The organism is Paramicrobacterium agarici, assembly GCF_002563955.1.
Taxonomy (GTDB): Bacteria; Actinomycetota; Actinomycetes; order Actinomycetales; family Microbacteriaceae; genus Paramicrobacterium; species Paramicrobacterium agarici.
Genome location: NZ_PDJE01000001.1, coordinates 1,190,478 through 1,216,790 on the forward strand (window position 1 = coordinate 1,190,478; position 26,313 = coordinate 1,216,790).

At 64.4% G+C, this 26,313-nt stretch carries 27 protein-coding genes and 1 pseudogene; 22 read left to right on the plus strand and 6 right to left on the minus strand.

Annotated features, from left to right (window positions below; translation table 11 throughout):
• The first annotated feature begins 109 nt into the window (after positions 1-109).
• Together ATJ78_RS05890 and ATJ78_RS05895 are read left to right on the plus strand one after the other, a co-directional pair.
• The gene (locus ATJ78_RS05890) at positions 110-1,633 is read left to right on the plus strand and encodes a PspC domain-containing protein (RefSeq protein ID WP_169923399.1); all 1,524 of its coding nucleotides are present in this window, start codon (positions 110-112) and stop codon (positions 1,631-1,633) included.
• On the plus strand, positions 1,630-1,998 hold the full coding sequence (locus ATJ78_RS05895) for a hypothetical protein (protein ID WP_098406749.1): 369 nt from the start codon (positions 1,630-1,632) through the stop codon (positions 1,996-1,998). The genes ATJ78_RS05890 and ATJ78_RS05895 overlap by 4 nt, the downstream gene beginning before the upstream one ends.
• On the opposite strand, the gene ATJ78_RS05900 is transcribed toward ATJ78_RS05895, so the two are convergent.
• The 3 genes from ATJ78_RS05900 to ATJ78_RS05910 all read right to left on the minus strand — a co-directional run bounded on the left by ATJ78_RS05900 (position 1,999) and on the right by ATJ78_RS05910 (position 5,288).
• On the minus strand, positions 1,999-3,444 hold the full coding sequence (locus ATJ78_RS05900; protein WP_245836222.1) for a sodium:proton antiporter: 1,446 nt from the start codon (positions 3,442-3,444) through the stop codon (positions 1,999-2,001).
• Positions 3,445-3,540: 96 nt separating this feature from the next.
• Positions 3,541-4,713 (minus strand): FAD-dependent monooxygenase, encoded by a 1,173-nt coding sequence (locus ATJ78_RS05905; protein WP_098406751.1) that lies wholly within the window; start codon positions 4,711-4,713, stop codon positions 3,541-3,543.
• Positions 4,710-5,288 (minus strand): TetR/AcrR family transcriptional regulator, encoded by a 579-nt coding sequence (locus tag ATJ78_RS05910; protein ID WP_169923400.1) that lies wholly within the window; start codon positions 5,286-5,288, stop codon positions 4,710-4,712. Before ATJ78_RS05910 ends, ATJ78_RS05905 begins: the two co-directional genes overlap by 4 nt.
• A 268-nt stretch (positions 5,289-5,556) precedes the next feature.
• Between ATJ78_RS05910 and dnaK the strand changes: the two genes are divergently transcribed.
• The 9 genes from dnaK (at position 5,557) to ATJ78_RS05955 (ending at position 13,614) form a co-directional block, all read left to right on the plus strand.
• Complete coding sequence (gene dnaK, locus ATJ78_RS05915) at positions 5,557-7,416, plus strand: molecular chaperone DnaK (RefSeq protein WP_098406753.1); 1,860 nt, start codon at positions 5,557-5,559, stop codon at positions 7,414-7,416.
• A gap of 2 nt (positions 7,417-7,418) precedes the next feature.
• The gene (locus tag ATJ78_RS05920) at positions 7,419-8,081 is read left to right on the plus strand and encodes a nucleotide exchange factor GrpE (protein ID WP_098406754.1); all 663 of its coding nucleotides are present in this window, start codon (positions 7,419-7,421) and stop codon (positions 8,079-8,081) included.
• A gap of 5 nt (positions 8,082-8,086) precedes the next feature.
• Positions 8,087-9,061, plus strand: coding sequence for a DnaJ C-terminal domain-containing protein (locus ATJ78_RS05925; protein ID WP_098406755.1), 975 nt, complete (start codon positions 8,087-8,089; stop codon positions 9,059-9,061).
• A gap of 2 nt (positions 9,062-9,063) precedes the next feature.
• Positions 9,064-9,486 (plus strand): heat shock protein transcriptional repressor HspR, encoded by a 423-nt coding sequence (locus tag ATJ78_RS05930; protein ID WP_098406756.1) that lies wholly within the window; start codon positions 9,064-9,066, stop codon positions 9,484-9,486.
• A gap of 128 nt (positions 9,487-9,614) precedes the next feature.
• Positions 9,615-10,328, plus strand: coding sequence for a hypothetical protein (locus ATJ78_RS05935; RefSeq protein WP_141898289.1), 714 nt, complete (start codon positions 9,615-9,617; stop codon positions 10,326-10,328).
• 160 nt (positions 10,329-10,488) lie between these two features.
• Positions 10,489-11,166 carry a hypothetical protein gene (locus ATJ78_RS05940; RefSeq protein ID WP_143741377.1) on the plus strand — a complete coding sequence of 226 codons (678 nt, stop codon included), beginning with the start codon at positions 10,489-10,491 and terminating at the stop codon, positions 11,164-11,166.
• Between the two features lie 3 nt (positions 11,167-11,169).
• A complete protein-coding gene (locus tag ATJ78_RS05945) occupies positions 11,170-12,303 on the plus strand; it encodes a class I SAM-dependent methyltransferase (protein ID WP_098406759.1) in 1,134 nt (377 codons plus the stop codon).
• Positions 12,304-12,355: 52 nt separating this feature from the next.
• Entirely contained in the window at positions 12,356-13,150 is a 795-nt protein-coding gene (locus tag ATJ78_RS05950) for a thymidylate synthase (RefSeq protein ID WP_098406760.1), read from the plus strand.
• Positions 13,147-13,614 carry a dihydrofolate reductase gene (locus ATJ78_RS05955; protein WP_098406761.1) on the plus strand — a complete coding sequence of 156 codons (468 nt, stop codon included), beginning with the start codon at positions 13,147-13,149 and terminating at the stop codon, positions 13,612-13,614. Before ATJ78_RS05950 ends, ATJ78_RS05955 begins: the two co-directional genes overlap by 4 nt.
• 50 nt (positions 13,615-13,664) lie before the next feature.
• Here the strand turns inward: ATJ78_RS05955 and ATJ78_RS05960 are convergent.
• Together ATJ78_RS05960 and ATJ78_RS16005 are read right to left on the minus strand one after the other, a co-directional pair.
• Positions 13,665-14,081: pseudogene (locus ATJ78_RS05960) on the minus strand (DUF1016 N-terminal domain-containing protein); the annotation flags it as partial.
• Positions 14,082-14,096: 15 nt separating this feature from the next.
• Positions 14,097-14,246, minus strand: a complete 150-nt coding sequence (locus tag ATJ78_RS16005) for a DUF1016 N-terminal domain-containing protein (RefSeq protein ID WP_211288435.1) — start codon at positions 14,244-14,246, stop codon at positions 14,097-14,099.
• Between the two features lie 86 nt (positions 14,247-14,332).
• Here ATJ78_RS16005 and ATJ78_RS05965 point away from each other — a divergent pair, with 86 nt between their 5' ends.
• The 4 genes from ATJ78_RS05965 to ATJ78_RS05980 all read left to right on the plus strand — a co-directional run bounded on the left by ATJ78_RS05965 (position 14,333) and on the right by ATJ78_RS05980 (position 17,192).
• Positions 14,333-15,277 (plus strand): Gfo/Idh/MocA family protein, encoded by a 945-nt coding sequence (locus tag ATJ78_RS05965; protein WP_281253368.1) that lies wholly within the window; start codon positions 14,333-14,335, stop codon positions 15,275-15,277.
• Positions 15,278-15,341: 64 nt separating this feature from the next.
• Positions 15,342-15,626 carry an ATP-dependent Clp protease adapter ClpS gene (gene clpS / locus ATJ78_RS05970; protein WP_098406763.1) on the plus strand — a complete coding sequence of 95 codons (285 nt, stop codon included), beginning with the start codon at positions 15,342-15,344 and terminating at the stop codon, positions 15,624-15,626.
• Complete coding sequence (locus tag ATJ78_RS05975; protein WP_098406764.1) at positions 15,626-16,147, plus strand: DUF2017 family protein; 522 nt, start codon at positions 15,626-15,628, stop codon at positions 16,145-16,147. The genes clpS and ATJ78_RS05975 overlap by 1 nt, the downstream gene beginning before the upstream one ends.
• Before the next feature lie 19 nt (positions 16,148-16,166).
• Entirely contained in the window at positions 16,167-17,192 is a 1,026-nt protein-coding gene (locus ATJ78_RS05980) for a glutathione S-transferase family protein (RefSeq protein ID WP_098406765.1), read from the plus strand.
• A gap of 33 nt (positions 17,193-17,225) precedes the next feature.
• Here the strand turns inward: ATJ78_RS05980 and ATJ78_RS05985 are convergent, their stop codons facing one another.
• Positions 17,226-17,786 (minus strand): DUF6434 domain-containing protein, encoded by a 561-nt coding sequence (locus ATJ78_RS05985; RefSeq protein WP_098406766.1) that lies wholly within the window; start codon positions 17,784-17,786, stop codon positions 17,226-17,228.
• A gap of 83 nt (positions 17,787-17,869) precedes the next feature.
• Here ATJ78_RS05985 and ATJ78_RS05990 point away from each other — a divergent pair, with 83 nt between their 5' ends.
• The 7 genes from ATJ78_RS05990 to ATJ78_RS06020 all read left to right on the plus strand — a co-directional run bounded on the left by ATJ78_RS05990 (position 17,870) and on the right by ATJ78_RS06020 (position 26,313).
• Complete coding sequence (locus ATJ78_RS05990; RefSeq protein WP_342744780.1) at positions 17,870-19,042, plus strand: glycosyltransferase; 1,173 nt, start codon at positions 17,870-17,872, stop codon at positions 19,040-19,042.
• A gap of 118 nt (positions 19,043-19,160) precedes the next feature.
• Entirely contained in the window at positions 19,161-20,549 is a 1,389-nt protein-coding gene (locus tag ATJ78_RS05995) for an LLM class flavin-dependent oxidoreductase (protein ID WP_098406768.1), read from the plus strand.
• Positions 20,550-20,670: 121 nt separating this feature from the next.
• Complete coding sequence (locus ATJ78_RS06000) at positions 20,671-22,317, plus strand: DHA2 family efflux MFS transporter permease subunit (protein ID WP_211288436.1); 1,647 nt, start codon at positions 20,671-20,673, stop codon at positions 22,315-22,317.
• A 162-nt stretch (positions 22,318-22,479) separates the two neighbouring features.
• Positions 22,480-23,835 (plus strand): DUF222 domain-containing protein, encoded by a 1,356-nt coding sequence (locus ATJ78_RS06005; RefSeq protein ID WP_169923401.1) that lies wholly within the window; start codon positions 22,480-22,482, stop codon positions 23,833-23,835.
• Between the two features lie 255 nt (positions 23,836-24,090).
• The gene (locus ATJ78_RS06010) at positions 24,091-24,546 is read left to right on the plus strand and encodes a DUF6069 family protein (RefSeq protein ID WP_211288437.1); all 456 of its coding nucleotides are present in this window, start codon (positions 24,091-24,093) and stop codon (positions 24,544-24,546) included.
• A 22-nt stretch (positions 24,547-24,568) separates the two neighbouring features.
• Positions 24,569-25,711: a sensor histidine kinase gene (locus ATJ78_RS06015; RefSeq protein WP_169923402.1), complete on the plus strand. Its 1,143-nt coding sequence runs from the start codon at positions 24,569-24,571 to the stop codon at positions 25,709-25,711.
• Positions 25,708-26,313, plus strand: a complete 606-nt coding sequence (locus ATJ78_RS06020) for a response regulator transcription factor (RefSeq protein ID WP_098406772.1) — start codon at positions 25,708-25,710, stop codon at positions 26,311-26,313. Before ATJ78_RS06015 ends, ATJ78_RS06020 begins: the two co-directional genes overlap by 4 nt.

A 26,313-nucleotide genomic window follows, 5' to 3' on the forward strand; every position in this document is an offset into this window, starting at 1 on the left:
CAATCCAAGCATCTCTCGACCGCAAAACGCGTGCTTCGGGGTGCGAATCAGGGTCACGTCAGGGGCAACCCCCATGGTGCGCTGGTGCGGGGACGGGCAGGCTGTAACCATGACATACGACAACGGGCAATCGCACAGCACCGGCGCGAACCCCAACGGGTGGTCTGCACCTGGCGGCTTCTTCGACTGGATTCGGGGCATCGGCATGCGGCGCACCGACGACCGCTGGGTTGCAGGAGTCTGCGGCGCCGTCGCCGAGCGCACGGGGCTCGACCCGATGCTGGTTCGCGGTATCGCGATCGTCGTGGCGCTTCTCGGCGGCCCGATCTTCTTGGCATACGCTGCAGGCTGGGCACTGCTTCCGGATACCACGGGACGAATTCACCTTCAGCGGATGCTGCAGGGAATCTTCGATCCCGCGCTCATCGCCATTGGCGTGCTGCTCGTCTTGACGTTCGTACCCTTCGCGCAGGGCCTGTGGTGGCAGGATGCGCCAGGGTGGTGGGGCATGCCCGGCTGGCTTGAAGCCATGCTGCGCACCGGGTGGATCATCGTGCTGGTCGCCGGAATCATCTGGCTGATCGTCGTGATCGCCCGGAAGACGCCTCGTCATGACCCCAACGACCCGAATGGCCCTCGCAGTCATAAGGACTACTGGACCACGCCCGGTGCATCGGAGTACCCGACGACCGCGAGCTTCGCGGCAGGTGCGGATGGGGCAACTGAACCCACCGCCACGAGCCACGCGGCTCCCGCTGCGGATGCCGAGGGGGCCACGAGCGGCGCCGCGCCATACGGCGCACCTCCGCAGTCGGATGCGTACGCTGGCAGCGCCGCTCCCTCACAGGGGTACAGCTGGCCGCCGACGCAGAACGCTCACTTTCAGACAGCGCAACAGCGTCAAGCAGAGGCAAGAGCGCAGCACGAGGCGCGCATGCGCGAGCACGCGCAGCGTCGAGCAGAGCAGGCTGCCCGGTGGCGCGAGCGCCAGCCCAGCGCAGGATACGTTGCGACCAGTCTCGGCCTCGCCGTCGTTGGCGGCGCCCTCGCCTCGCTCGGAGCTCTCGCCCTCGGATGGCCACAGAGCGTCGTCGTGTTCGGCGTCGCCGGCGCGCTCGCCGTGCTCGCCATCGCAACGATCGTCGCGGGCATTCGCGGCCGCGAGAACGGCGGCCTCGGATTCTTTTCAACGATTGCCGTGATCGCTCTCGTGTTCGTGGGGATCGTTCCTCAGGGTGCCCATTTCTCCGCCCTCGGCAACACGACATGGCGGGTCGCGGAGGTCGACACGGCGCAGACGCAGAGCTACATCGCGAGCTTCGGCACGGTAACGCTTGACTTGCGCGAACTTGAGCCGGGGGCCGAAGGCGGAGATGTCGACCTCTGGCTGGGCTTTGGGACAGCCGAGGTGGTTGTTCCCGATGACCTTCCCGTGAAGGTGCGCTTCAATGGTGCGGCGGCAACCATCGACACTCAGGGCGACGCCGAGGTCGATGGCACGGCGCGAGGACTCTTCCCCTCCGCTGTCGTGCAGAACGATGCGGCCGAAAGCGCCACCGAGTCCGAGATCACAACAGTGCACGTGCGTGCCATGTTCGGCACGGCAGACGTCACCATGAGGAGTGAACAATGAGCACCGAATCGTCATCGTTCAAAAGAAACAACGACGGAGACCCGGCAGACGCGACGTCAGAGACAGCGTCGACGGAGAGGCTTGAACCGACAGCATCCTGGTCGACGGAGGCACCGCACGAGCCGTCTGCAGCGGGCGGAAGGCCGGAAGCGAGTGCATCGGCTCACCGGCCGCGGCGGTCGCCGATCTTCGGCACCATCTTCTGGGGCGTCGTGCTGCTTGTCTTCGCCGTGGTCATGGCCGTGCTCGCGATTCCCACCATCACGGTCGACGTCGTGGCCCTGACCATTGCCGCTCTCGTCGTGCTCGGAGCGCTGTTGGTCGTCGCCGGCGTCGCCGCCTCTGTGCGCAATCGCCGCAACTGATCAGGAGGTGCTGCTGCGCGTCTGTGACGACGGTTGGCGCGCTGGCTTCACGATGAGCCAGACGGCGCGGGCGACGAGCGCGAGTGTCAGCACGGCACCGAGCAGCTTCCACCAGAGATCATCGGTCAGGAAGAGCAGGACCATCGATGCGAGCACGGGCGCCAGGTATGTGAGCGACCAGCGGATGTAACCGCCGAAGCTCGGCATTGTCACTCCCGCAGCATCCGCGACGGACTTGGTCATGAAGTTGGGCCCGTTGCCGATATACGTCATCGCCCCGCCGAGGACCGAGCCGAGAGAGATCGCGATGAGCAGCGCCTCGGGGACACCCGCCACGAGGTTCGCGCCGTCGACGTGCGAGGCCATCTCAAAGAACGTGGCGTACGTCGGAGCGTTGTCGAGCACAGATGAGAGCCCGCCCGAGAAGATGAACAGGGTGATGTTTGTCAGCGGCAGGTTCGGCGCGACCTGCCCGAGGTACTCGAGCGCCGGCATCATCGTGAGGAAGATGCCGATGAACAGCGCGGCAACCTCGAGAATGGGCGCCCAGGTGAAGCCGTTGTCGTCGAAGCGGGCCGAGCGACTGCCGACGACAAGCGAACCGGCCGCGGCAGCGATCATGACGATTTCACGCCACGGGATGCTGTCGGCAAGGCCAGCGGTTCCCGCCTCGATCGCGTGCGCATCGACCGAGGGAACGAACGCGACAGCGACGATGATCACGGCGAGGAACAGCAGCCCGCTGCCCCCGCGCAGCCCCAGTTTGGTCTGCGATGCTGTGTCACGTTGAATCGCCTCGGAGGGCTCTGCCGCGTAGGCTCGCTTGTCGATCGCATAGAACGTCAGCAGCAGCAGAGCATTGACGAAGAGCCAGTAGGGCCACAGGCCGAGCGTCCATTCGAACGGCACTCCCCGCAGCATCCCGAGGAACAGGGGAGGGTCGCCGAGCGGAGTGAGCAGGCCGCCGCAGTTGGCGACGATGAAGATCGTGAACACCACCGTGTGAACGCGGTGGGTGCGTTCTTGATTGGTGTTGAGGATCGGGCGGATGAGCAGCATCGCGGCACCCGTCGTGCCGATGAACGAAGCGAGAACGCCGCCGACGGCCAGAAAGATCGTGTTGTTGCGTGGGGTCGCACTGATGTCGCCCGAGAGAAAGATGCCGCCCGATGCGACGAACAGGGAACCGAGCAGCACGATGAATTGGGTGTACTCGATGAGGGCGCCGATGACGATTCCCTGGTGCCCGGCGATAACGAACCACAGGGTGATCGGTATACCGAGCACGAGGGCGACCACAAGCTTGACGAGATTGCGGTCCCAGGCCTTCTCTGTCGCGGGAATGAGCGGAAGAACCGCGATGCAGAGCAGCAAGGCGACGAAGGGAAGGATGCTCCACCACTCGACGTGCATAGCGGCATCCTCTCGTCGTGCAGTGCCCCTCACCGGGACACGGTCAAGAGTAGTGCGAACGGCAGGCTCCGTCGACGTCGCCCGAAGGCGCGGTGGTTGTTGCCGACTGGTGACGCTGACGCCAGCCGGTCAGACGGCCTCGCTGAGCTCTGTAACGGAGCGGTGGCCTTTCGGCAGCAGCGACCCGGTCATCAGGCGGCTGAGCCCGGGCACACGCATGGCGCGGAATCCCCAGCGCCGTAGTAGCAGCGTGCTCGTGGACCGCGGCAGGAACCACTCGATGACGCGGTCGCGAGCGGCAGCCTGCACAGCGACCGTCTCGGGTCGCCACCGCCGCTCGTATTCGGAGATAGCGTCTGGAATGGTGCGTCCCTGGGAGAGCAGCTCCCCCAGAACATAGGCTCCGGCAACGCCAAGAGAGGCGCCTTGTCCGGCGACGAGAGACACAGCGGAGGCCGCGTCGCCAATCAGTGCGACGCGCCCGCTCGTCCACTGCGGCATTTCGATCTGCGCCACCCGGTCGTCGTAGATCTCAGCCGGTGGCGGGCACTGGGCGAGAGCGCGATCGACGAGTTCGCCCATGCCTGAGAGCTGTTTGCGCAGCTCGCCTCGGGCGTCGCTGTTCCCGCCACGCTCCGTGGCGCGGTAGACGGAGAACGTGGCAATGCGCCCGTCGCCGAGGCCATAGAATCCCATCTGGCGATTCAGCGTTTCGGTGAGCACAAACTGGCCATCAACTGCGTCGTAGATTTCGCGGTCGCGAAACACGAACGCGTTCGTGTGCATGCCGAGATCACGAATGTACTTCTGCTCCGCGCCGAAGACGAGAGTGCGAATGCGTGAGTGGATGCCGTCAGCACCGACGATGAGATCCGGCTCCAGCTCGGTCCCGTCAGAGAGCGTGGCCGACGACTCGGAGATGGCATCGACGGTAACGCCGTAGCGAACTTTCACCGAATCTCTGAGGGACTCGCGGAGCACGCGTTCCAGCGCCGGTCTCATGATGCTGACGATCTCGCCCCGGAGGGCCGTGACGAACCGGCTGTACTCGACGCTCACCGTCGTGCGGCCCGTCCGGTCGACGTACCGGAACGTGCCGACACGGCTCGCCGCGTCTCGAAGCCGCTCGCCCAACCCCATCCGGTGCATAGCTTCGAACCCGGGGCCGGAAAAGTCAATCATGTACCCCTGAGGACGTGGCCCCGGCGCCTTGTCGACGACAGTGACGTCCCAGCCGTGGTGGTCAAGGCGGGCCGCAAGAGCGAGTCCGCTGATTCCTGCGCCGCAGATCAGCACCTTCATTCTTCCCTGCCTTTCTCCGCGGTCATGACGGCGGCCTCGACGAGAGCAACGGCATCGTCTATCGGAATCTCAGGATCGAGTCCCTTGTGAAGAATGAGTCCGTCGAGAACCGCAAGCACGACCACCGCTGCAGCGTCGGGGTCGCGATGGCCTGAGCGCGCGAACGACGCGGAGACTGCGCTGCGGAAACCGGTCATGAGCTGCTGCATCTGCTGTCTCAGCACTGCATCGCGAGTGGAGGCCAAGTATGCCTCGATCACGACGCGAGAAGACGGATCGGTGCCGTCGTACTCGGCCAGCTCAGCAAGCATCGCCCCAACGGGTGACGCGTTCTCGGGGTGCTCCGAAAATTCGGCCGTCGCGTGATCACGTGCAAGCTCCATCTCTCTGATGGCGGCACGGCGAAGCACGTCGTGAAGTGAATCGAAGTGGTAGTGCACGAGGCCTGACCGCACGCCGGCGCGCTGCGCGAGAAGTCTTGTGCTCACAGCGTTCCAGCCGACCTCCCCGATGAGCTCTGAAGCAGCACGTAGAAGCTTTGCTCGTGCTGACTGCCCGCGCTCTGCGCTCGTCATAGCCTGTCGCGAGTTCTGTTGGTCGTTTGCCCTGGGCATATGTCCAAATGTAACGTTCAAGATTCGCTCGCACAAGCTATTTACGGAATATCTTCGGGCGTCTTAAAGTTGAGTTAAGTGTGCTCAAGATTTGCTGGGAGAAATTGACACTGACCCCAGGCTGAGTAAACTTGAGCCGTAGGCACTCAACTCAAGCAGTGCACCAGACTTCGACCTCGCAATAGACGCGCCACGCCAGCAGACCTGGCTGGTCAGAAGGAGAAAACACATGTCACGTGCAGTAGGAATCGACCTCGGAACCACCAACTCGGTGGTGAGCGTTCTCGAGGGTGGCGACCCCACCGTCATCGCGAACGCCGAGGGCATGCGCACCACCCCGTCGGTGGTCGCCTTCACGAAAGACAACGAGGTGCTCGTCGGCGAGACCGCCAAGCGCCAGGCCGTCACGAACGTCGACCGCACGATCGCATCGGTCAAGCGCCACATGGGCACCGACTGGTCGTTCTCGGTTGACGACAAGAAGTACACGGCACAGGAGGTATCCGCTCGTATTCTGCAGAAGCTCAAGCACGACGCAGAGCAGTACCTGGGCGACTCCGTCACCGACGCCGTGATCACGGTTCCTGCGTACTTCAACGACGCCGAGCGCCAGGCCACGAAGGAAGCCGGTGAGATCTCGGGCCTCAACGTGCTGCGCATCATCAACGAGCCGACAGCCGCTGCTCTCGCCTACGGCCTCGACAAGGGCAAAGAAGACGAGCTCATTCTGGTCTTCGACCTTGGTGGCGGTACCTTCGATGTCTCGCTGCTCGAGGTGGGCAAGGACGACGACTTCTCGACCATTCAGGTGCGTGCCACCTCCGGTGACAACCGCCTCGGTGGTGACGACTGGGACCAGCGCATCGTCGACTGGCTGATCACGAAGTTCAAGGAGTCGACCGGTGTCGACGTCTCGAACGACAAGATCGCCAAGCAGCGCCTCAAGGAGGCCGCTGAGCAGGCGAAGAAGGAGCTGTCGAGCTCGACGAGCACCAGCATCCAGCTGCCGTACCTGTCGCTGACCGAGAACGGCCCGGCGAACCTTGACGAGACGCTGTCGCGCGCACAGTTCGAGAACATGACGAGCGACCTGCTCGAGCGCACGAAGAAGCCGTTCACCGACGTCATCCGCGAAGCGGGAATCAACGTTTCCGACATTGCTCACGTCGTTCTCGTCGGTGGGTCGACGCGTATGCCGGCCGTCGCCGATCTCGTGAAGAAGGAGACCGGTAAAGACGCGAACAAGGGTGTGAACCCTGACGAGGTCGTCGCTGTCGGCGCTGCGCTGCAGGCCGGTGTTCTGAAGGGCGAGCGCAAGGACGTTCTGCTCATCGACGTCACCCCGCTGAGCCTCGGAATCGAGACCAAGGGCGGCATGATGACCAAGCTCATCGAGCGCAACACCGCAATTCCGACCAAGCGCAGCGAGACGTTCACGACCGCAGACGACAACCAGCCGTCTGTCGCCATTCAGGTGTTCCAGGGTGAGCGCGAGTTCACGCGTGACAACAAGAACCTGGGAACGTTCGAACTGACGGGAATCGCCCCGGCTCCGCGAGGCGTGCCGCAGATCGAGGTCACCTTCGACATCGACGCGAACGGCATCGTGCACGTGTCCGCAAAGGACAAGGGCACGGGCAAGGAGCAGTCGATGACCATCACGGGCGGCTCGTCGCTCTCGAAGGAAGACATCGACCGCATGGTGCGCGAGGCCGAAGAGAACGCGGCTGAAGACAAGAAGCGCCGCGAGCAGGCTGAGACCCGCAACAACGCCGAGCAGCTCGCCTTCTCGATCGAGAAGCTCATCAAGGAGAACGACGACAAGCTCCCCGAAGACGTCAAGTCCGAGGTGCAGGCTGACGTCGACTCGCTGAAGTCGGCTCTCGCCGGTGAAGACGAGGATGCTGTCAAGACAGCCTTCGATAAGCTCAACGAGAGCCAGGTCAAGCTGGGAGAGGCAATCTACTCGCAGGCTCAGGCCGAGGGTGAGCAGGCGCAGGCGGCGGGCGAGCAGCCCACTGCTGAAGAGAACTCCGACGACGATGTCGTCGACGCCGAGGTTGTCGACGATGAGGACGAGAAGAAGTAGGAATGACTGACAAGAACCAGAACCCGGACGAAGAGCCGAAGGTCAACGACAAACGTCGCATCGACCCGGAGACCGGTGAGGTTCGTCAGCCTGACGCGACCGCGGGGTCGGAGGCAGACGCCTCCGGCCCTTCGGCACAGGAGGGCGCTGCCGATGAGGCAGCGGCCGACGACGAGCTCACGGTCGACGACATCCTTGCCGCCGCGGACGACGCTGCGCCGGAGGGCGAAGCGCCCGCATCGAACGTGCGTGAGGCCGAGCTGCTGAGCGACCTCAAGCGCGTCAACGCCGAATACGCGAACTACCGCCGCCGTACAGAAGAGAACCGCGAAGTCGAGAAGCAGCGCACGACAGGCGCCGTCTTGGACGCCCTGCTTCCCGTGCTTGACGATCTCGATCGCGCCGAGAAGCACGGCGACCTCGAGGGTGACACCGCGTTCGCCCAGATCTCGTCGAAGCTCCGCCAGTCGGTGGAGCGGCTCGGTCTGGTGAAGTTCGGCACCGAAGGCGAAGCCTTCGACCACAACAAGCACGAGGCGATCTTCCAACAGCCCAGCCAGGACGTCGAGACGGAGACAATCGTCGACGTCGTTCAGACCGGATACTTCGTGGGAGACACACTGTTGCGAGCGGCCAAGGTGGTCGTCGCTGTTCCTGCCGAGTAGGTGCCATGGCCAGTCAAGATTGGTTCGACAAGGACTTCTACAAAGTCCTCGGCGTCGACAAGAATGTGAGCCAGGCTGACCTCAAGAAGACCTACCGCAAGCTGGCTCGCAAGTACCACCCGGACTCGCACCCGGGAGATACTGCGGCAGAGTCAAAGTTCAAGGAGATCTCTGAGGCGTACTCGGTGCTCTCTGACGAGGCTCAGCGCAAGGAGTACGACCAGGTTCGCGCCATGGGATCCGGCGCCCGATTCACGGCACCGGGCTCCGGCGGCGGCAACGGCGGCTTCGAGGACGTCTTCGGCGGAATGTTCGGCGGCGGAGGCGGCGGCTACCAGCAGGCTGACTTCGACGATATCCTCGGAGGCATGTTCGGAGGCGGTCGCTTCGGGCAGTCGAGCGGAGGATTCCGCGGCTTCGGAGGCCCGACGCCCGGACGTGATGTGACAGCATCCACGACCCTCGACTTCACGACTGCGACCAAGGGCGACACGATCACCCTGCAGACCTCTGACGGGCGGCCGATCAAGGTGAAGATTCCGGCAGGCGTCTCGGACGGCCAGAAGATCAAGCTGCGCGGAAAGGGCCAGCCGTCGCCCGATGGCGGACCTGCGGGCGACATCGTGCTGACTGTGCACGTTCGCAAGCACCCCGTGTTCGAACGAGAAGGGCTGAATCTGCGCGTGCGCGTGCCTGTGACCTTCGTCGAAGCCGCACTCGGCGCGACGATCGAGGTGCCGACGCTCGATGGTGCACCCGTCAAGCTCAAGGTGGCTGCCGGAACTCCGAGCGGCCGCGTGCTGCGTGTCAAGGGCCGCGGCGTCGAGACGTCGAAGGGAACCGGCGACCTGCTCGCCGAGATTCAGGTGGCGGTGCCCGCGCACCTGTCAGCTGAGGCCGAGTCCGCGCTCAAGGCGTATCACGACCTCGAGCCGAACGAGAACCCGCGCGCAGAGATCCTCGCGAGAACACGAGGCTGATCATGGATGAGAACTCACCGGTCTTCGCCATCGCGGTGGCTGCCGAGCTCGCGGGCATGCACCCGCAGACGCTGCGGCAGTACGACCGCATCGGGCTCGTGCAGCCCAAACGCACGGCCGGTCGTTCTCGTCGATACTCCATGCGCGACGTCGAGCAGCTGCGCGAGGTGCAGCGGCTCAGCGGCGAGGGAGTCAGTCTCGAAGGAATCGCCCGCATTCTGAGTCTTGAAAACGAGGTGAGTCACCTCAGAGAACGCGTGCGCGAGCTCGAGAATGCTCTTGCCGACCAGGTGCTCAAGGCTCAGGGACGCCGCGTCTTCGCCGCGGGGGAGCATGGCGACGTCATTCCCCTGCGCAGCGGAACGCGAACTCAGAGGCGCACCGAGATCGTCGTCTGGCGTCCTCGCCGCGACGACGAGCAGTAAACACGCAATGCCGGTCACCGAGTTTCGGTGGCCGGCATTTGCCATGTGTGGGCACGGGGACTTCTCTCCACAGACAACACAGTGCCGTTCTGCAACAGTGATGAGACGAGCAGAACAGGAGCGACGCCGTGATGAACAATGGGCCGGCCCCTCAGCATCCTCACCCGGGGTACGGACAGCCGATGCGCTTTGCCGCTCCCGGCTACCCTGGCGGGCAGCATCCGATTCCGTATCGCCCGGTCAGCCGCTCTCGCCCAGCGCTCACCCGATCTCAGAAGACAGCCGCGCTTTGGGCGGGCGCGATCGGCTTTCCGATCATGTCTCTGGGATTAGCTATCGTGATCACGCTGCTGGGCTGGTCAGCGGTTATCGGCCTGCTCACCGCCGTCGCATCCCAGCTCGACGACACGAGCGCAGACGCCGCCCGGATGCTGACCGAGATGGACATGATCTGGAGCGATTACTGGTGGATATTCGCCCTCGTTCTGCTTGCCGGACTTGTCGTGTGGGCCATCGGTTACGGCGCGAGCATCGGCATCGCGAAGATCGGAAACGTCAACAAGGCCGCTGGCGCAACCTGGGCGGGGTTCGGCATCGCCAGCTGCGCGGGATTCGTTCTGATGTGGCTTGGGAACATCGTGTACCTTATGGGCGCGGCCGTCGTCGCGATGCTGAGTAGTGACGGGTTCGGCGGCGCCTCCCTGATCTTCAACATTGTTTTCGTTGTACTCGGCATAGTCGTCTGGGCTGGTGCTGGCGCACTGAGCTGGTGGTGGATGGCGCATTGCCTCAGGGCACGTCACCCCGCCCAGCGCTATGCGAGCGAGCCGTACTACGTCTGATTACGCCGTATGCGATTGGGGGTGAGGATGCTGCCGCCCCTCTTCGTCGTCCACAAGCTGGCCCTCGTGCGCTGTTATTCACATATCGCCAGCACGGCGTGAGCCGGAGGCATGCAGCTTGAGAAAGTGGTCCTTCCTCGTCGAACCGGAAGGACCTCGTGTGACGAACTCTCCAGAACCGCCCCCGGTGCCTCTGCCGCAACCTCCTCAACCGGTGCCGCGACGGTATGGCGCTCCGGTACAGCCCCCGAAACCACCACCGCTGACGCGTCGCCAGCGCACGAGCGCTCTCATTGCTGGCGGAGTGTCGTTCGTGCTCATCGGCGGCAGCACGACGCTGCTGATTCTCTACGCCATGTCGGCAGCAGCGGTACTGGCCTTCGCGGGCACATGGCAGCTCGTTCTCGGCGCCGGCGAAGACTTCGGTGAGACTGTGGCGGCGCTCGTCATGCAAGGTGCCCTCTACGGCGGCATCTTTCTCGTCGCGTGCGGGATGGGCTACGGCGCGAGTTTGCTCATCTTGCGTGCAGGGAGGGTGTACAAACCGAACATCACGACGCTCCTCGGATCAGGAATCGCCTTAACAGCGTGGTCGACGTTCGCCGGCGTTTTCGTCATGGTGTACCTCGCCGCAGCTCCGCCATCGCAGCCGTGGAACCGCACGACGAACGCCGCCGACCAGTTTCTCGTCGTGTTCATCGTCGCGCTGGCGCTCATCAGCGGCATCGTCGTCGGCGCGCTCGGCTGGTGGCTTGCTGCTCACCTGCTTCGTTCGCGCCGCGCTCCCCGCACGGTGCCGTGGGCGGCGCGAGGGCACGACACGCGGCCGTACCCTTGAACCGTGGAGTTCTCGTTTGATGCCCTGCGTCGGTGGCCCGACATCGAGGCCCCCAACCTCTACGCTTTCGACGCAACAGACAGGCTGGTGCTCGACACCGCGGCACAAGAGATAGCGGATGCTGGCGAGGGCGGCGTCGTCGCGATCGGCGACCGCTACGGAGCGCTCTCGCTCGGCGCCGCGACGCTGCACAGTGCATCTGGCATACGCGTGCATCAGGACGCCCTCTCGCAAGAGCGCGCGATTGTCGCAAACGCCGACCGGTTCGACCTGAGTGACCGCATCGCGCTCCACGCGCTTGACGCAGATCTCGTGCGCGACGCGCGCGTTGTGTTGCTGCAGCTGCCGCGCTCGCTCGACGCGCTCGACGAGATCGCTCGCCTGATCGCGGGGTACGCAGCGCCGGGCGTCCGGGTTTTCGCGGGCGGAAGGGTCAAGCACATGACTCCCGCGATGAACGAGGTGCTGTCAGCATCGTTCGCGTCGGTCGAAGCCGGTCTTGCGCGACAGAAGTCGCGTGTGATCACAGCATCCGCTCCTCGCCCCGCGGGGTCGCACACGGACTCCTCGTGGCCGCGCTCGCAGCGTCATGCCGATCTCGATCTCACGGTGTGGGCGCACGGCGCGGCGTTCGCCGGTACGCGCATCGACGTCGGCACGCGGTTTCTGCTCGACTACCTCGAGAGTGTCCCCGAGACCGCGCACCGCATCGTCGACCTCGGCTGCGGTAGCGGTGTGCTGGCCACCGCCTTCGCGATTCAGCGACCGGATGCTGCCGTCACCGCTACAGATCAGTCGGCTGCTGCCACAGCATCGGCCTGTCTCACGGCTGACGCGAACGGCGTCGGCGAGCGAGTCGCCGTCGTGCGCGATGACGGAATGTCAGCTGTGCCTGACAGGTCAGTCGATGCTGTGCTGCTGAATCCGCCCTTCCACATCGGGGCATCAGTGCACGCGGGCATCGCCCTCAAGCTGTTCGCCGAGGCAGCGCGGGTGCTCAAGCCCGGCGGGACGCTGCTCTCCGTATGGAATTCGCACCTGCACTACCGCGGCCACCTTGAGCGGCTCGTCGGCCGAACCCACCAGCTCGGGCGCAATTCGAAGTTCACCGTGACGATGTCGCGCCGCTCCGAGTGACGCGGCGGTCGCGCCAGGGAGGTTCGGCGCGGGTGTCGATTACTCTGGAGACATGCGCCAATACCTTGATCTGATGCAGCGTGTTCTCGACGAGGGTGTTGAGAAGTCAGACCGCACCGGAACCGGCACTCTCAGCGTGTTCGGACACCAGATGCGCTTCGATCTGCAGGCCGGGTTTCCCGTGCTCACGACGAAGAAACTGCATCTGCGCAGCATCATCGGCGAGCTGCTGTGGTTTCTGCGCGGCGATACGAATGTGGCGTGGCTGCACGAGAACAACGTCTCGATCTGGGATGAATGGGCAGACGAGAACGGCGACCTCGGTCCTGTGTACGGTCATCAGTGGCGTTCATGGCCGACGCCGAACGGCGAGCACATCGACCAGATCGCGCGAGTTATTGAGTCCCTGACGTCGAATCCCGACTCGCGCCGTCACATCGTGAACGCGTGGAACGTCGCCGAAGTCGACGACATGGCGCTGCCGCCGTGCCACACCATGTTCCAGTTCTATGTCGCGAACGGCACGCTCTCGTGCCAGCTGTACCAGCGCTCGGCCGACATCTTTCTCGGGGTACCCTTCAACATCGCGTCATACGCACTGCTGACCATGATGGTTGCCCAGGTCACGGGCTTGAAAGCCGGAGAGTTCGTACACACGCTCGGCGATGCGCACCTGTACCTCAACCACCTCGAGCAAGCGAAGCTGCAGCTGACGCGTACTCCCGGCCCGCTGCCGACCATGCGCATCAACCCCGAACGCACCTCGATCGATGAGTTCGAAATCGCGGATTTCACTCTCGAGAATTATGAGGCCGCGCCCAGCATCAAAGCCCCGATCGCGGTATGACCATCACGCTCGTCGCGGCCATGGGCCGAAACCGGGTGATCGGCGCCGACGGCGGTATGCCGTGGCATCTGCCCGAAGACCTCAAGCACTTCAAGAAGACGACGCTCGGCACCACGATGATCATGGGACGCCGCACGTTCGACTCGATCGGGCGTCCGCTGCCGGGGCGGCGCACGATCGTGGTGACTCGGGATGCTGCATGGCAGCGTGACGGCGTCGACACTGCTCTCTCGCTCGGCTCTGCCCTCGCGTTTGCGGGCGACGGGCCCATCTCGATTGTCGGTGGCGGTCAGATCTACGCTCAAGCGATGCAGCTCGCCGATCGGATGGAGCTGACGCTCATCGATGCTGAACCCGACGGCGACACCCTCTTTCCAGAGTGGAACTCGGCGGATTGGCGCGAAGTATCGCGCGAACCGCACGACGGTTTCGAATTCGTGACGTTCGAGCGCGTGCGCCGCTAACTGCGGCGATTGTCCAACAGGTCGTTGGAAAACTGCAGGGTGCGTGGCTGTCAAGCGTCCTCGAGATCGCTGTCGACGGCAAGAAAGTCCAGTGCATACGGATCGCGGGTGAGCTGTTGCGCAAGCTCCGGATCGCGGAGGTCAAGCGCTCCGCCGAAATTCGTCGGTGCACTAGCTTCTCGTTCGTGGAGTTTCGTCGCGATTTGATGATTGAGGACCGCGCGACTCCATCCGTGGTGCGCGGCCTTCGCAGCGTACCAATCGCGCGCATGTTGCTCTGTGAGCTTCTCCAGGAGCATCACGACATGCCCCCACGGCAATTGGCCAACAGGCTGTTGGCCAATTGCATCTTCAGGCCATGCGTTCGCGAAACGGCGCATCGACTTCAGATTCGCGACGGAGAAACCCTTCATCGAAGGGAACTCTGCTCGGAGGTCATCAGCTAGATGCTTGAGGACGCCAGCTCCCCATGCTGCGTGCTTTTACCGTTCGAGGATCGTTCGCCCGATGCGCCACCACAACAGCAGAAGCTGCGTATTCGCCTTTCGTTGTGCCTGGAAGCGAGCGTTGTGGACGTGACGTTTGAGTTCTTCGAGTGTGGATGCGTAGTCGTCAGGAATGAGCGCGGACATGGCGTGACCGTAAGCTGCGCGTCTGACACAGCCGGTTCGTGACGTTCGAGCGTGCTTAGCAACGCCGTCGCTCCAGCACTGCTACGTTGGCCTCAAGCGAAGGGGCCTCAATGGCACACCACACCATCGGACTTATCGGCGCTGGATTCATGGCCGCGACACACGCTGCGGCGTGGGCGCAGCTCGGAGCAGAGATTGTTGTGTGGTCACCACGTTCTGCCCAGTCGTTCGCGTCACAGCACGGCGTAGCGGCCGCCGACTCGTTTGAAGACCTGCTGCACCGAGCGACAATCGTCGACATTGCGTCTCCAACACCGCATCACGCCGAGCAGATTCGAGCGGCGATCTCCGCCGATCTGCCCATCGTGTGCGAAAAACCGGTTGCACGCACCACCGACGTCGCGCGGGACCTCGTGCTCTCGGCCGAGGCTGCCGGCATTCCGCTCCTGCCCGCGCACGTCGTGCGGTACATGGATGCCTATGCGAGGGCGCACGCGGCCGTGGCGAGCGGCGCGCTCGGCAGAGTCTCACGAGCGACGTTCACGCGCGAGGCAGCGACGCCGGCCGGCGGAACATGGTTTGACGACGACGCAGCGTCCGGCGGCATCCTCATGGATTTTCTCATTCACGACTTCGATCAGGCCCGCTGGATGTTCGGCGAGGTGCAGCGCGTCGAGGCGACGCAGCATCCGGCGACGGAGGGCGGCATCGTTCCCGCCCTCGTCGAGGCGCGCGTCGAGCTGACACACGTCGGCGGGGCGGTCACGAACGTCGTCGGGCGGTGGGGACCACCCGAGACGGAGTTCCGGACGACGTTCCGCATCGACGGCGATGCGGGAGAGTTCGACCACGACCTCTCCGTCGAACCGCACAAGGGCGACGCCTATCGTGCACAGCTCAGTGATTTCGCCGACGCCATCACTGACGGCGCGCCCGCACGCGTGACCGCCGCAGACGGCCTCGCCGCCGTGCGCATTGCCGAGGCGGCACATCGCTCGGCAGCATCCGGAACCCCTGTCGGCCTGATCTGATCGTACGGCGAAATCTGAAAGCCTGACGGATGCTTCGCCGCCCGCGAAGTGTCAGCATAGAGATATGCCGCAGACCACGCATGACCCGCGACTCGACGAGCAGCTGACGCTCGGATCGCCGTGGGTGACGATCGTGTGGGACGACCCGGTCAACCTCATGACGTACGTGGCGTTCGTGTTCCGCAGCTATTTCGGCATGAGCAGGCAGAAGGCGGAACGGCTGATGCTGAAGGTGCATAATGACGGACGGGCTGTCGTCGCGAGCGGCACGCGCGAAGAGATGGAGCGGCACGTCAGCGCAATGCACGGTTACGGGCTCATGGCGACGCTTCAGAAGGCGGACGAGTGATGCAGGCATTTCGCAGGTCGGGCGATCACGTCGAGGCCCAATTCGAAGACATCGAAGTCTCGGTGCTGACCAACCTCACTGAGCAGCTGCGCTCGCTCATCGACGGGGTGGCGGCAGGCGCAGCCGTCGACGATGCCGCGGGGGAGCGGCTCTTTCCCGCTGCCTACACCGACGACGACGAAGCAGCCGCCGAGTTTCGGCGCTTCACGGTCGACGAGCTCGCGCAGAGCAAGAAGGCTGACGCGGATGCTGTGCTGACGACGTTTCGCGAGCATGGCGCGCTTCCCGTGCAGATGGGGCGAACGGCGGTCGTGCGCATTGACCGTGAGCTGGCGCTGCAGTGGATGCGGTCGCTCACCGATCTGCGGCTGAGTCTCGACTCGCGCATCGCGGAACCGACCGAGGAGCTCGTGGCGGAGTTGAGTGATGACGACGTCGAGTCGCTGCGGGGAATGTACGACTGGCTGACCTTCGTGCAGGGAACCTTGATTGAGGCGGTCGAGGAGCTCGACGCGCTCTGACACAGCGTATGGTCGAGACATGGCTGAATCAACGGATGCTGGTGGTCGCTACGTGGAGCCGGGGAAACCCTACGACCGCGACACCAACTACATTGAAGATCGCATTACGCGCGATGGCCGCGACGGATGGCCCGTCGAGGCAGGGCGCTATCGTCTGATCGCCGCACGCGCGTGCCCGTGGGCGAACCGCACGATCATTGTGCGGCGCCTTCTGGGACTCGAAGACGCCATCTCGCTCGGCCTCCCCGGGCCGACGCATGATCAGCGCAGCTGGACGTTCGACCTCGACCCCGGCGGCGTCGATCCCGTGCTCGGCATCGAGCGCCTGCAGCAGGCATACTTCGCGCGCTTCAGCGGCTACCCGCGTGGTATCACGGTGCCCGCCATCGTCGATATTCCAAGCGGAGCAGTCGTCACGAACAACTTCCCGCAGATCACGATCGACTTTGAAACCGAGTGGACGGAGTTCCACCGCGAGGGCGCGCCCGACTTGTACCCGAAGGCGCTGCGCGAGGAGATCGACGAAGTCAACCGGTACGTTTACCACGAGGTGAACAACGGCGTCTACAAGGCCGGGTTCGCGGGGTCACAAGAGGCGTACGAACACGCCTACACCGAGCTGTTCGACCGTCTCGACTGGCTAAGCGCGCGCCTCGAGAATCAGCGGTACCTTGTCGGCGACACGATCACCGAGGCCGACATTCGGCTGTTCACCACTCTCGCGCGGTTCGACGCCGTCTACAACGGGCACTTCAAGTGCAATCGATCGAAGCTGGCCGAGATGCCCGTGCTCTGGGCTTACGCGCGCGACCTCTTTCAGACGCCGGGATTCGGCGACACGATCGACTTCGCGCAGATCAAAGCCCACTACTACCTCGTGCACCGCGATATCAATCCGAGCGGCATTGTTCCCGTCGGTCCCGACGAGACGGTCTGGCTCACGCCGCACGGGCGCGACGAGCTGGGAGGGCGCCCATTCGGTGACGGCACGCCCCCGCCTCCGCCGCGCGAAGGCGAGGGCGTTCCCGAGCTGCGCTCCGCGTGAGGGGTGCGTGCCCTACCTGCCAGAGTGACGACCTCAGATGCGCCCACGCTCGTCGATGGGCCGGCTGCGGTATGCGCGCCAGTCAGCGAGCAGCTGCTCGCGAGTGCCCTCAGGATGCTGTGAGCGCCACGCCCGCGTAAATCTGTTGTACTCGAACTGCGCACCGATCGGCTTCGCCACAACCTCGCGGGTGGCACGCCAGTGCGCGAGTGCATCGGCGAAGGTCTGGCTGCCATCGGTCTCCGCGAAAAACTGGCGCATGGGCTCGTCGAATGTGAAACGGCTTCCGACCTGCTCCACGAACCACGCCCGGACCAGCTGACTGCAGCGCTGGCCGCGCGGAATCACGGTCGAGCGGTTGAGGGGAGCGACCAGCTGCGGCCCACCCGATCGGCGCCGAGCGGGCTCATCGAAGGCTCGGTCGCTGAGGTGCGCGGCGATCCTCGCGCTCAGTACGTCTTTGCTGCCAGACGCCGAGACACCGAGCGACCGCGCGAAGCGCTGCAATTCTTCTTTCAACCAGTACCACCGCCGGAACTCCTGCTCGGAAAGCGCCGCGCTGAGAGCGGGACGAGGCCGGGATTCGTCGATCATGCGTCAATTCTGCAGCATCCTCGATCATGCCGAGAGCCGGGACAGCAGACCCTGACCGGTAGGCTTAGTTGACCATGCACATCATGATCGCGACTGACCAGCACGCGGAGTCGCTCGGTGGTGCGCAGGTATCAATCCGGCTGCAGAAGAAGTTTCTCGAGAAGGCCGGGCACCGGGTCTCGATCGTCGCGCCCGGGATGCATCGCGATCATCCGCACGACCCCTGCTACGTGGACCTTCCCTCATTCCCCATCACGGTCGACCGCGAGTACGCGCTGACACGACCGGGGCGCCGTAGCGACCGCATCCTCGACGCCGAGATGGTGCAACGCGAACCCGTGCACGTCGTGCACATTCAGGGGGACTTCTGGGGAGCGGTCATCGGCCTGCGATACGCGCGTCGTCACGGCATTCCCGTTGTTCTGACGTTCCACAACAACATGGAGTTCGGTCTGCGCAAGACCGTGCCGTTCCCCAAGCTCGTTACCAAACTGCTGCTCAGCATCGAGGGGCGTTCGCTCGGGGGACAGATGTCGCTGCTGCGCCCGGACGCCTGGCGTTATCTCAATGAGCTTGCCCTGCGAGCGGATGCTGTCACGGCGCCCAGCAATCACTTCGCCGCGCTGCTGCGACAGAAGGGCGTTGCGCAGCAAATCGACGTGGTGCGCACCGGCACCGATGACGACGTGATCGACGACGTGCTCGCGAGCGTCGACCGCGAGAAGACATCGCGCCCGACCATCGTGTGGATGGGGCGCATGAGTCATGAAAAACGCGTTCTCGAGTTTCTGCAGGCTGTCGACGCATCGGGAGCGAACGCCGAGGTGCGCCTCTATGGGCAGGGGCTGCTGCTGTCGAGAGCCCGCGAGTTCGTGGCCAAGCACCGCATGACCGATCGCGTGATCTTCTCGGGAAAGGTGCCCTACCGCAACGCCCTCGAGGCGATCGCCCGGGCCGACGCCCTCGCGCAGACCTCGATCGGTTTTGAAACGCAGGGCATGACCGTCTTCGAAGCGGCGGCGCTCGGCACGACATCGATCGTGTGCGACCCGGCGATCGCCGCAGAGCTGCCCGAGGGCGTGTACGTCGAACCGGCGGACGACTCGGTGGCGGCGCTCGCCGAGACGATCGCGCGCGTCGTCGATTCGACAGCATCCGGTGAACTGACCCGCCCCTCACCGAACGCTGCAGAGTCACTGCGGCAAAGCGCCCAGACCGCGCGCATGATCGAGATCTACGAGCGCATCACGGCGTAAGCCCAGTGGCGGTTCGCGGACGTGCTGCTCAGCAGCATCCGAGAGTCGCCATGGTGACTGTGACGAAATGTGAAACGCCGAAGATGACGGATGCTGCGTCAGCACGCATTCTTAGTGCATGACCCGTCAGATTCGCTTCAACGCCTTCGATATGAACTGTGTCGCCCACCAGTCGTCCGGGCTGTGGCGCCACCCCGACGATAAGTCCCGCAACTACAACACGCTCGACTACTGGACGCATCTCGCGAAGGTGCTCGAGCGCGGCAAGTTTGACGGGCTGTTCATCGCCGACGTGCTCGGCACCTACGATGTTTACGGCTCGAGCAACGAGGGCGCGATCAAGCACGGTGCGCAGGTGCCCGTCAACGATCCGCTCATGCTCGTCTCGGCCATGGCGGCGGTGACCGAGAATCTCGGATTCGGCGTGACGGCGGGAACGGCGTATGAGCACCCGTACCCGTTCGCGCGGCGCCTGACGACACTCGACCACCTCACGCGCGGCCGCGTGGGCTGGAACGTCGTCACGGGATACCTGCCGAGTGCCGCGCGCAACATGGGGCACGACGACCAGATGGAGCACGACGACCGCTACGACTACGCCGACGAGTACCTCGAAGTGCTGTACAAGCTGTGGGAAGGCTCGTGGGAAGACGACGCCGTGCAATTCGACCGCGAGTCGGGAGTGTTCACCGACCCGAGCAAGGTGCACGAAATCGGGCACGAGGGCAAGAACTTCACTGTTCCCGGCATCCACATCTCTGAGCCCAGCCCGCAGCGCACCCCGGTGATCTACCAGGCCGGTGCCTCGCCGCGCGGCGTCGCATTCGCTGCCGAGAACGCGGAGGCCATCTTCATCGCGAACTCGACACGCGACGGCCTGCGCGACACGGTCACGCGCATTCGCGATGGTCTCGAGGCAGCGGGGCGCGGGCGCTACGACGCTCGCATTTACGCCCTCATCACCGTCATCACCGATTCGACGCCCGAGAAGGCTCAAGCGAAGTTCGAGGACTACCTCAGTTACGCGAGCCCCGAGGGTGCCGCGGTGTTTCTCTCCGGGTGGATGGGCGTCGATCTCTCGCAGTACTCACTTGACGAGCCGGTCGGCAACGTCAAGAGCAATGCGATTCAGTCCGCCCTCGCAAACGTGCAGCGCGGCGCCGATGACGGCACCGTGTGGACGGTCGGAGACATCGCCAAGCAGAGCGCGATCGGCGGGCTCGGCCCGTACATCGTGGGAAGCGGCGAAGAGATCGCCGACCAGCTGCAAGACATCGCCGAGCACGCGGATGTCGACGGGTTCAATCTCGCATACGCGGTGACGCCCGGCACGTTCGAAGACATCGTCGAGCACGTGATTCCTGTGCTGCAGGAGCGCGGGGCATACCAAACGGAGTACACCCCGGGAACTCTGCGCAACAAGCTGCAGGAAAAGGGCGACCGCGTTGCCCCGAGCCATCGGGCTGCGCGCTACAGCTACAAGAATCGGGTGCCGCAGCAAAGCTGACTGATTTCGGCTTGTCAGCACGTCGCAGGCCTGGCAATGCATCTTTTGGTCGATGTGACGTAAAGCCGCTCGCGCGTAGTCTCGCTGTGTGCCGGGACGTTTCCGGCAGGGAGAAGTGCCGATGACGTCGGTGAAGCACGGGTCGAAGGGCAAACGGCGCTGGATCGGCCTCGGGATGCTTGCGGCATCCTTGTCGATGATCGTGCTCGATGGAACGATCGTGGGCGTCGCGCTGCCGACGCTCATCTCTGACCTCGACCTCGACGTGAGTGAGGCGCAATGGGTGAATGGCGTCTACTCCGTCGTGTTCGCCGCCCTTCTGCTGACCTCGGGGCGTCTCGGCGACCGGTTCGGCAGGCGCCGACTTCTGATCGCGGGAATCGTGGTCTTCGTCGCGGGCAGCGTGATCGCGGCATTCGCAACGTCGGCGAGCACGCTCATCGCAGCGCGTGTTGTGCAGGGCGTCGGCGGATCGCTCATTCTCCCCACAACGTTGTCGAGCGTGAATGCGACATTTCGCGGGCGTGATCGCGCCATCGCCTTCGGCGTCTGGGGAGCCGTCATCTCGGGCATGGCCGCGCTCGGTCCGCTCGCGGGCGGGTGGATCACGACGACGCTCACCTGGCAGTGGATCTTCATCGTCAATGTTCCACTCGGCGCGATTCTGATCGTCGGTGTGCTGATGACCGTCGACGAGTCGCGTGAACGAAGCGGGGCGCACGGCGTCGACGTCGTCGGACTGCTGCTGAGCGTCGCGGGCTTCGGCCTTCTGGTCTTCGGACTGATCGAAGGACAGTCTCTCGGATGGTGGGCGCCAGCGTCACCGTTGACGATTCTCGGGTGGACATGGGGGACGGATGCCGCGGTGTCGGCCGTGCCGATCGCGCTCGTGCTCGGCGCAGCATCCCTTGTCTTTTTTGCGATGTGGGAACAGCGTCGCGCTCGACGCAACGTCTCAGCGATTCTTGATCTCAGCCTGTTTCGCGTGAGCGCGTTCCGATGGGGAAATCTCGTCGCTCTCTGTGTCGCGATCGGGGAGTTCGGCTTGCTCTTCGTCCTTCCGCTATTCATCGTCAATGCCCTGGGCGTCAGCACGTTGCACGCGGGACTCGCGCTCGCTGCCATGGGGCTCGGAGCGTTCGTCGCCGGTGCTGAGGCGCGCCATATCTCTGCGCGGTTCTCAGCACCAACAACCGTGCTGATCGGGCTCGTGCTCGAGACCGTGGCCGTCTCAGCGCTTGTGTTCGTCGTGACAGCATCCATGTCTCTGTGGCTGCTTGCGGGCGTGCTCGTCGTCTATGGGCTCGGCTTGGGGCTCGCGTCAGCGCAGCTGACGGGAACGGTGCTCGCCGATATTCCGGTGGAGCAGTCGGGGCAGGGGTCGGCGACGCAGAGCACCGTGCGACAGGTGGGGTCTGCGCTCGGAACGGCCGTGATCGGAACGGTGCTCGCGGCGTCACTTGCGGGCGTGATTCCCGTGCATCTGGATGCTGTGGAGGGGTTGCCTTCTGAGCAGGCCGCGTCGATCTCTGACGCCACCGTGAGCGCGGCGGGCGGGACGATCGAGCCGCTGCGCGAGCAGGGCACGGATAGCGCGTTCGGTTCGGCTGCTCCTGATGTCGTGGAGGCGCTCTCTGAGGGCATGGCGGATGCTACGCGAATCTCAATCGCTGCTGCGGGAGGCTTTCTGGCGCTTGGCGCTATCGGTTCGACGGGCTTGCGAGCCTCGTCTCGTCGTGCGCGTCGCGTGTTTCGTGCTGCCTCGTGATCTGATCGTCGTGCGCGTCGTTCTCACTCCTGGTCTCACCGCGGCTGATAACTCTCCGTCCACAGGCAACGTGTGTTTCAACTTGTTCACAATGCAACTCTGACCGGGTCTTCTGTCGGCGGCAATGTCAGTGGGTCCTGGAAGACTGTTGGCATGGAAAACATGGCAGCAGCACCCGGATTCGGGTCTCCGGAGGGCCCGGATGCTGTCGCTGTGCGTGCCGCTGAGAATGTACTCGCCGCAGCTGCTGACCTCACCGACATCGAACCCGCCGCGCTCTCCGCAGGCGCCCTGCTGGAGTTCACGGGTCTGCTGGGCAACATTGCTCGTCTGGTCGAGGGTCGTCAGGTCGGCAACGTCGGTGACATTGCTCGCCGTTCGGACGCGGATGCCGGGTTTGATGGTCTTGCTGCTCGTCACGGGTGCTCCTCGCCGGCAGCGTTGTTTGAGAAGGTCACGGGGGCGAAGAACTCGACGGCGTACCGGTATACGAGACTCGCCGCCCATACGACACCGAGAGTTTCCGATACGGGGCTGCCGCTTGCCCCGGTGTTCCCGCAGACCGCGGCAGCGTTGAGCGATGGTGTCATCGGTTTGGATGCTGCCGAAGCCATCACCACAACACTCGCGCCAGTGCTGCCTCGTGCGGTGCCGGAGCAGATGGACAGGGCCGAAGCGACCTTGCTGGGCAACGCGACCGGCGCGAACGGGGAGGCACCCGTGTCAGCGGATAACCTGCGCCAGCAGGCGAGAGCGTTCTGCGCGGTGCTGGACCCGGACGGTGTGGAACCGTCTGCTGAGGAACTGCACCAGGCGCGGAAGTTGGTGTTTCGGCATCAAGAGGACGGGACCCTGAAGATCACGGGAACCTTGTCGCCGGAGCAGGCGGCACAGGTGACACCCGTGTTTGACGCCTACATGTCCAAGAGAACGTCACCGACGTTTATGCATGCCGACGAGCTCGCTGACAACGAGGAAGCGCCGGAGGAGCGGTCGAAACCGCAGGAACGCGCCGACGTGTTCACGGCGATCGTCGGCGGCACCGGGAAGCAGAAGACCGCACCCAAACTCCACGGCCGCGGCCCGACCGTGCTCGTCACCGTGGACGAACGCAACCTCAACACAGGGACCGGGGCAGCGTGGTCACCGGGGACACCGGCACCGTTGCCGATGAGCTACGTGAAGCAAATGCAATGCGACGGCGACACCCGGCAGGTCGCGATCAACAGTGATGGCGAAGTGCTCAATCTCGGGACCGCCGAGAGGTTTTTCAGCACGCAGCAGCGGCTAGCGTTGATCGCCAGGGACGCACCCACCTGTGTTGCACCCGACTGTCACATCCCGCCTGGCTCTGCGAAGCCCACCACATTCACGCATGGGAGACCGTCGGCAGAACAGACCTGCCCAACGGCGTCCTCGTCTGCTGGTTTCACCACAGACTGCTCGAACGCGGAGAATGGGCCATCACCCGCGACAACAACGGCCGACCACGCGTCATACCGCCAGGCTGGTACGTGAACCGGCGGTACCTCGGGCAACGACGACCACCCTACGGCGGGCGAGATACCGGGCCGCGTTCCTGACAACGCGGCGGCCCCGACACACGATACGCACGAGCAGAACAGCTCGAAGCGCTACTCGGAGTGCCCGGAGCGCCGCCAATCTCGTAGCTCGCCAGATTCTGTGACATTTGTCCCACGGATGTCAGGACGTCACCACCTGTCTGAGCCGACCTTCTGATTCCTATCGTCGAAAGCGACGAAAGGAAACATCATGACGTCAACTCAGAAAGCCACTCGGGCTACTCAGGCATCTCAACGGACTTCCACGGGAGCGCGTGCGTTCACCAGCACCCTGACTATCGCCATCGCCACACTCGCGGCTCTGCTGATCTGGGCGATCTGCGTTCCCCTCCTCGGCATCGAGCTCGACGTACCGCAAGCCGGAATGACCGTCGGACCCATCGCTATCGCCGTGTCAGCACTCGGTGGCGGCATCGCTGCTTGGGGCCTGCAAGCGACCATGGGGCGCACTCGCCGAGGGCTGAAAGCGTGGACAGTGGTCGCTCTCGTCGTGCTCGCGCTTTCACTCGCCGGCCCCGCCCTCTCGGGGGCAATCGGTGCCGCGCTGAGCATCCTCGAGATACTGCACATCGTCGTGGGCACCATTCTGATCGTTGGGCTACGTCGAGCCGGACGCGCAGCACCCGCACGACGGTCGAACGCGTAACGTGATGTGGGGAAGGACACTGATGACCGACCAGATGACGACCACAGGCCCGCGGGCCTCAGAATGCGACGACTGGGGCGCCAACTGGTTCGCCGCGCGGCGTGGACCGTGGTTCGCACTGATCTGGCTTCCCGTTCTCATAGTCGCACCACTCGTATCGAACATCGCGAGTGGCAACGTCACCGCGACGATCACCTACGTGCTCATTGCCGCCTGGTACGTGGTGACGGTCGTGGTGCCATACAGAGGCGTGCCGCAGTGGATGAGCGAGCTGTGCGTCGCCGTGCTCACGGCCCTCGTTGTCGCGCAGTTTGTGATCTCGCACGACGGTCAAGGTTTTCTGTACCCGCTTCTCGCGATTGCAGCAGCAACCGCGATCCGGCGTCGCTACGCCCTAGGCATAGTGATGGGACTTTCGATCAGCGGATCGATCGCTGAGGGCATCGCCACCTGGTCACTCGCGAATGCCCTGCTGTTCGGGTTCGCGAGCGTTGTGGCGGGTGTGAGCACCTACCTGATCGGCGCTCTCGTCGACATCGTCGCCGAGCTGCGTTCCACTCGACGCCGCCTCGCCGGACTCGCCGTCGCTGAAGAGCGCCAGCGCTTCTCGCGAGATCTGCATGACCTTCTCGGGCACACGCTGTCGGTCATTGTCGTGAAGGCTGAGGCGATCCGTCGCTTCGCAGCATCCGACCCCGACTCTGTCGTGAACCATGCACGCGGAATCGAAGACGTGGGGCGCACAGCACTCGCTGACGTACGCCAGGCGGTCGCGGGATACCGCGAATTGCGCCTGGAGCACGAGCTGTCCGGTGCGACCGAAGCGCTCGAGGACGCCGGCGTGAGCATGGAAGCGTCGCGGCCGGTTCCCGCACTGTCGCCGCAGACCGATGCCCTGTTCGCATGGGTGGTGCGCGAGGCGACGACGAACGTCATTCGGCACTCGCACGCAACACACTGCACCGTTCGCGTCATGTCAGGCTCTGAAGGCGCGAGCATGGAGATTGCCGACAACGGTCGCGGTGCTGTCGCCGCCGAATGGGGATCGGGAATTCGCGGCATGCGCGAGCGGGCGGCGAGAGCTGGCGGAACTCTTGACGTCGCGTCTGACGCACGCGGATTCACACTGACCATCGCGGTTCCGGCCGAGGGGAGCGCCTCATGATCTCGATTGTGATCGCTGAAGACCAGACTATGATGCGCTCGGCTCTGACGAGTCTGCTCGAGCTGGAAGACGACCTGACGGTCTGCGCGGGCGTCAGTCGCGGCGATGACGTGGCGGCTGCTGTGCGCGAGCACAAGCCCGACGTCGCGCTGGTCGACATCGAGATGCCCGGAAAGAGCGGGCTTGACGCGATCGCCGACATTCGACGAGAGAGCCCCGGCACCGCAGTCGTCATCGTCACGACGTTCGGCCGCGCCGGCTATCTGCGCAGAGCGATGGATGCTGGAGCCCGCGGCTTTCTGGTCAAAGACAACCCCGTCGAAGAGCTCGCCGCTTCCATTCGCCGCGTGGTCGCAGGCGAGACCGTCATCGATCAACTGCTGGCGGCGCAGGCCCTCAGCGCGGGAGAGAATCCGTTGAGTGACCGCGAGGTCGACGTTCTCGCAGCGTCTGACGGCGGCATCCCGATCTCTGAGATCGCGCAGAAGCTGCACCTCTCCACCGCGACCGTGCGCAATTATCTCTCGGCCGCCATTGGCAAGCTCGGCGCTCGCAATCGCGCCGAGGCGCTGACTCTCGCGCGGCGCAGCGGCTGGGTGTGA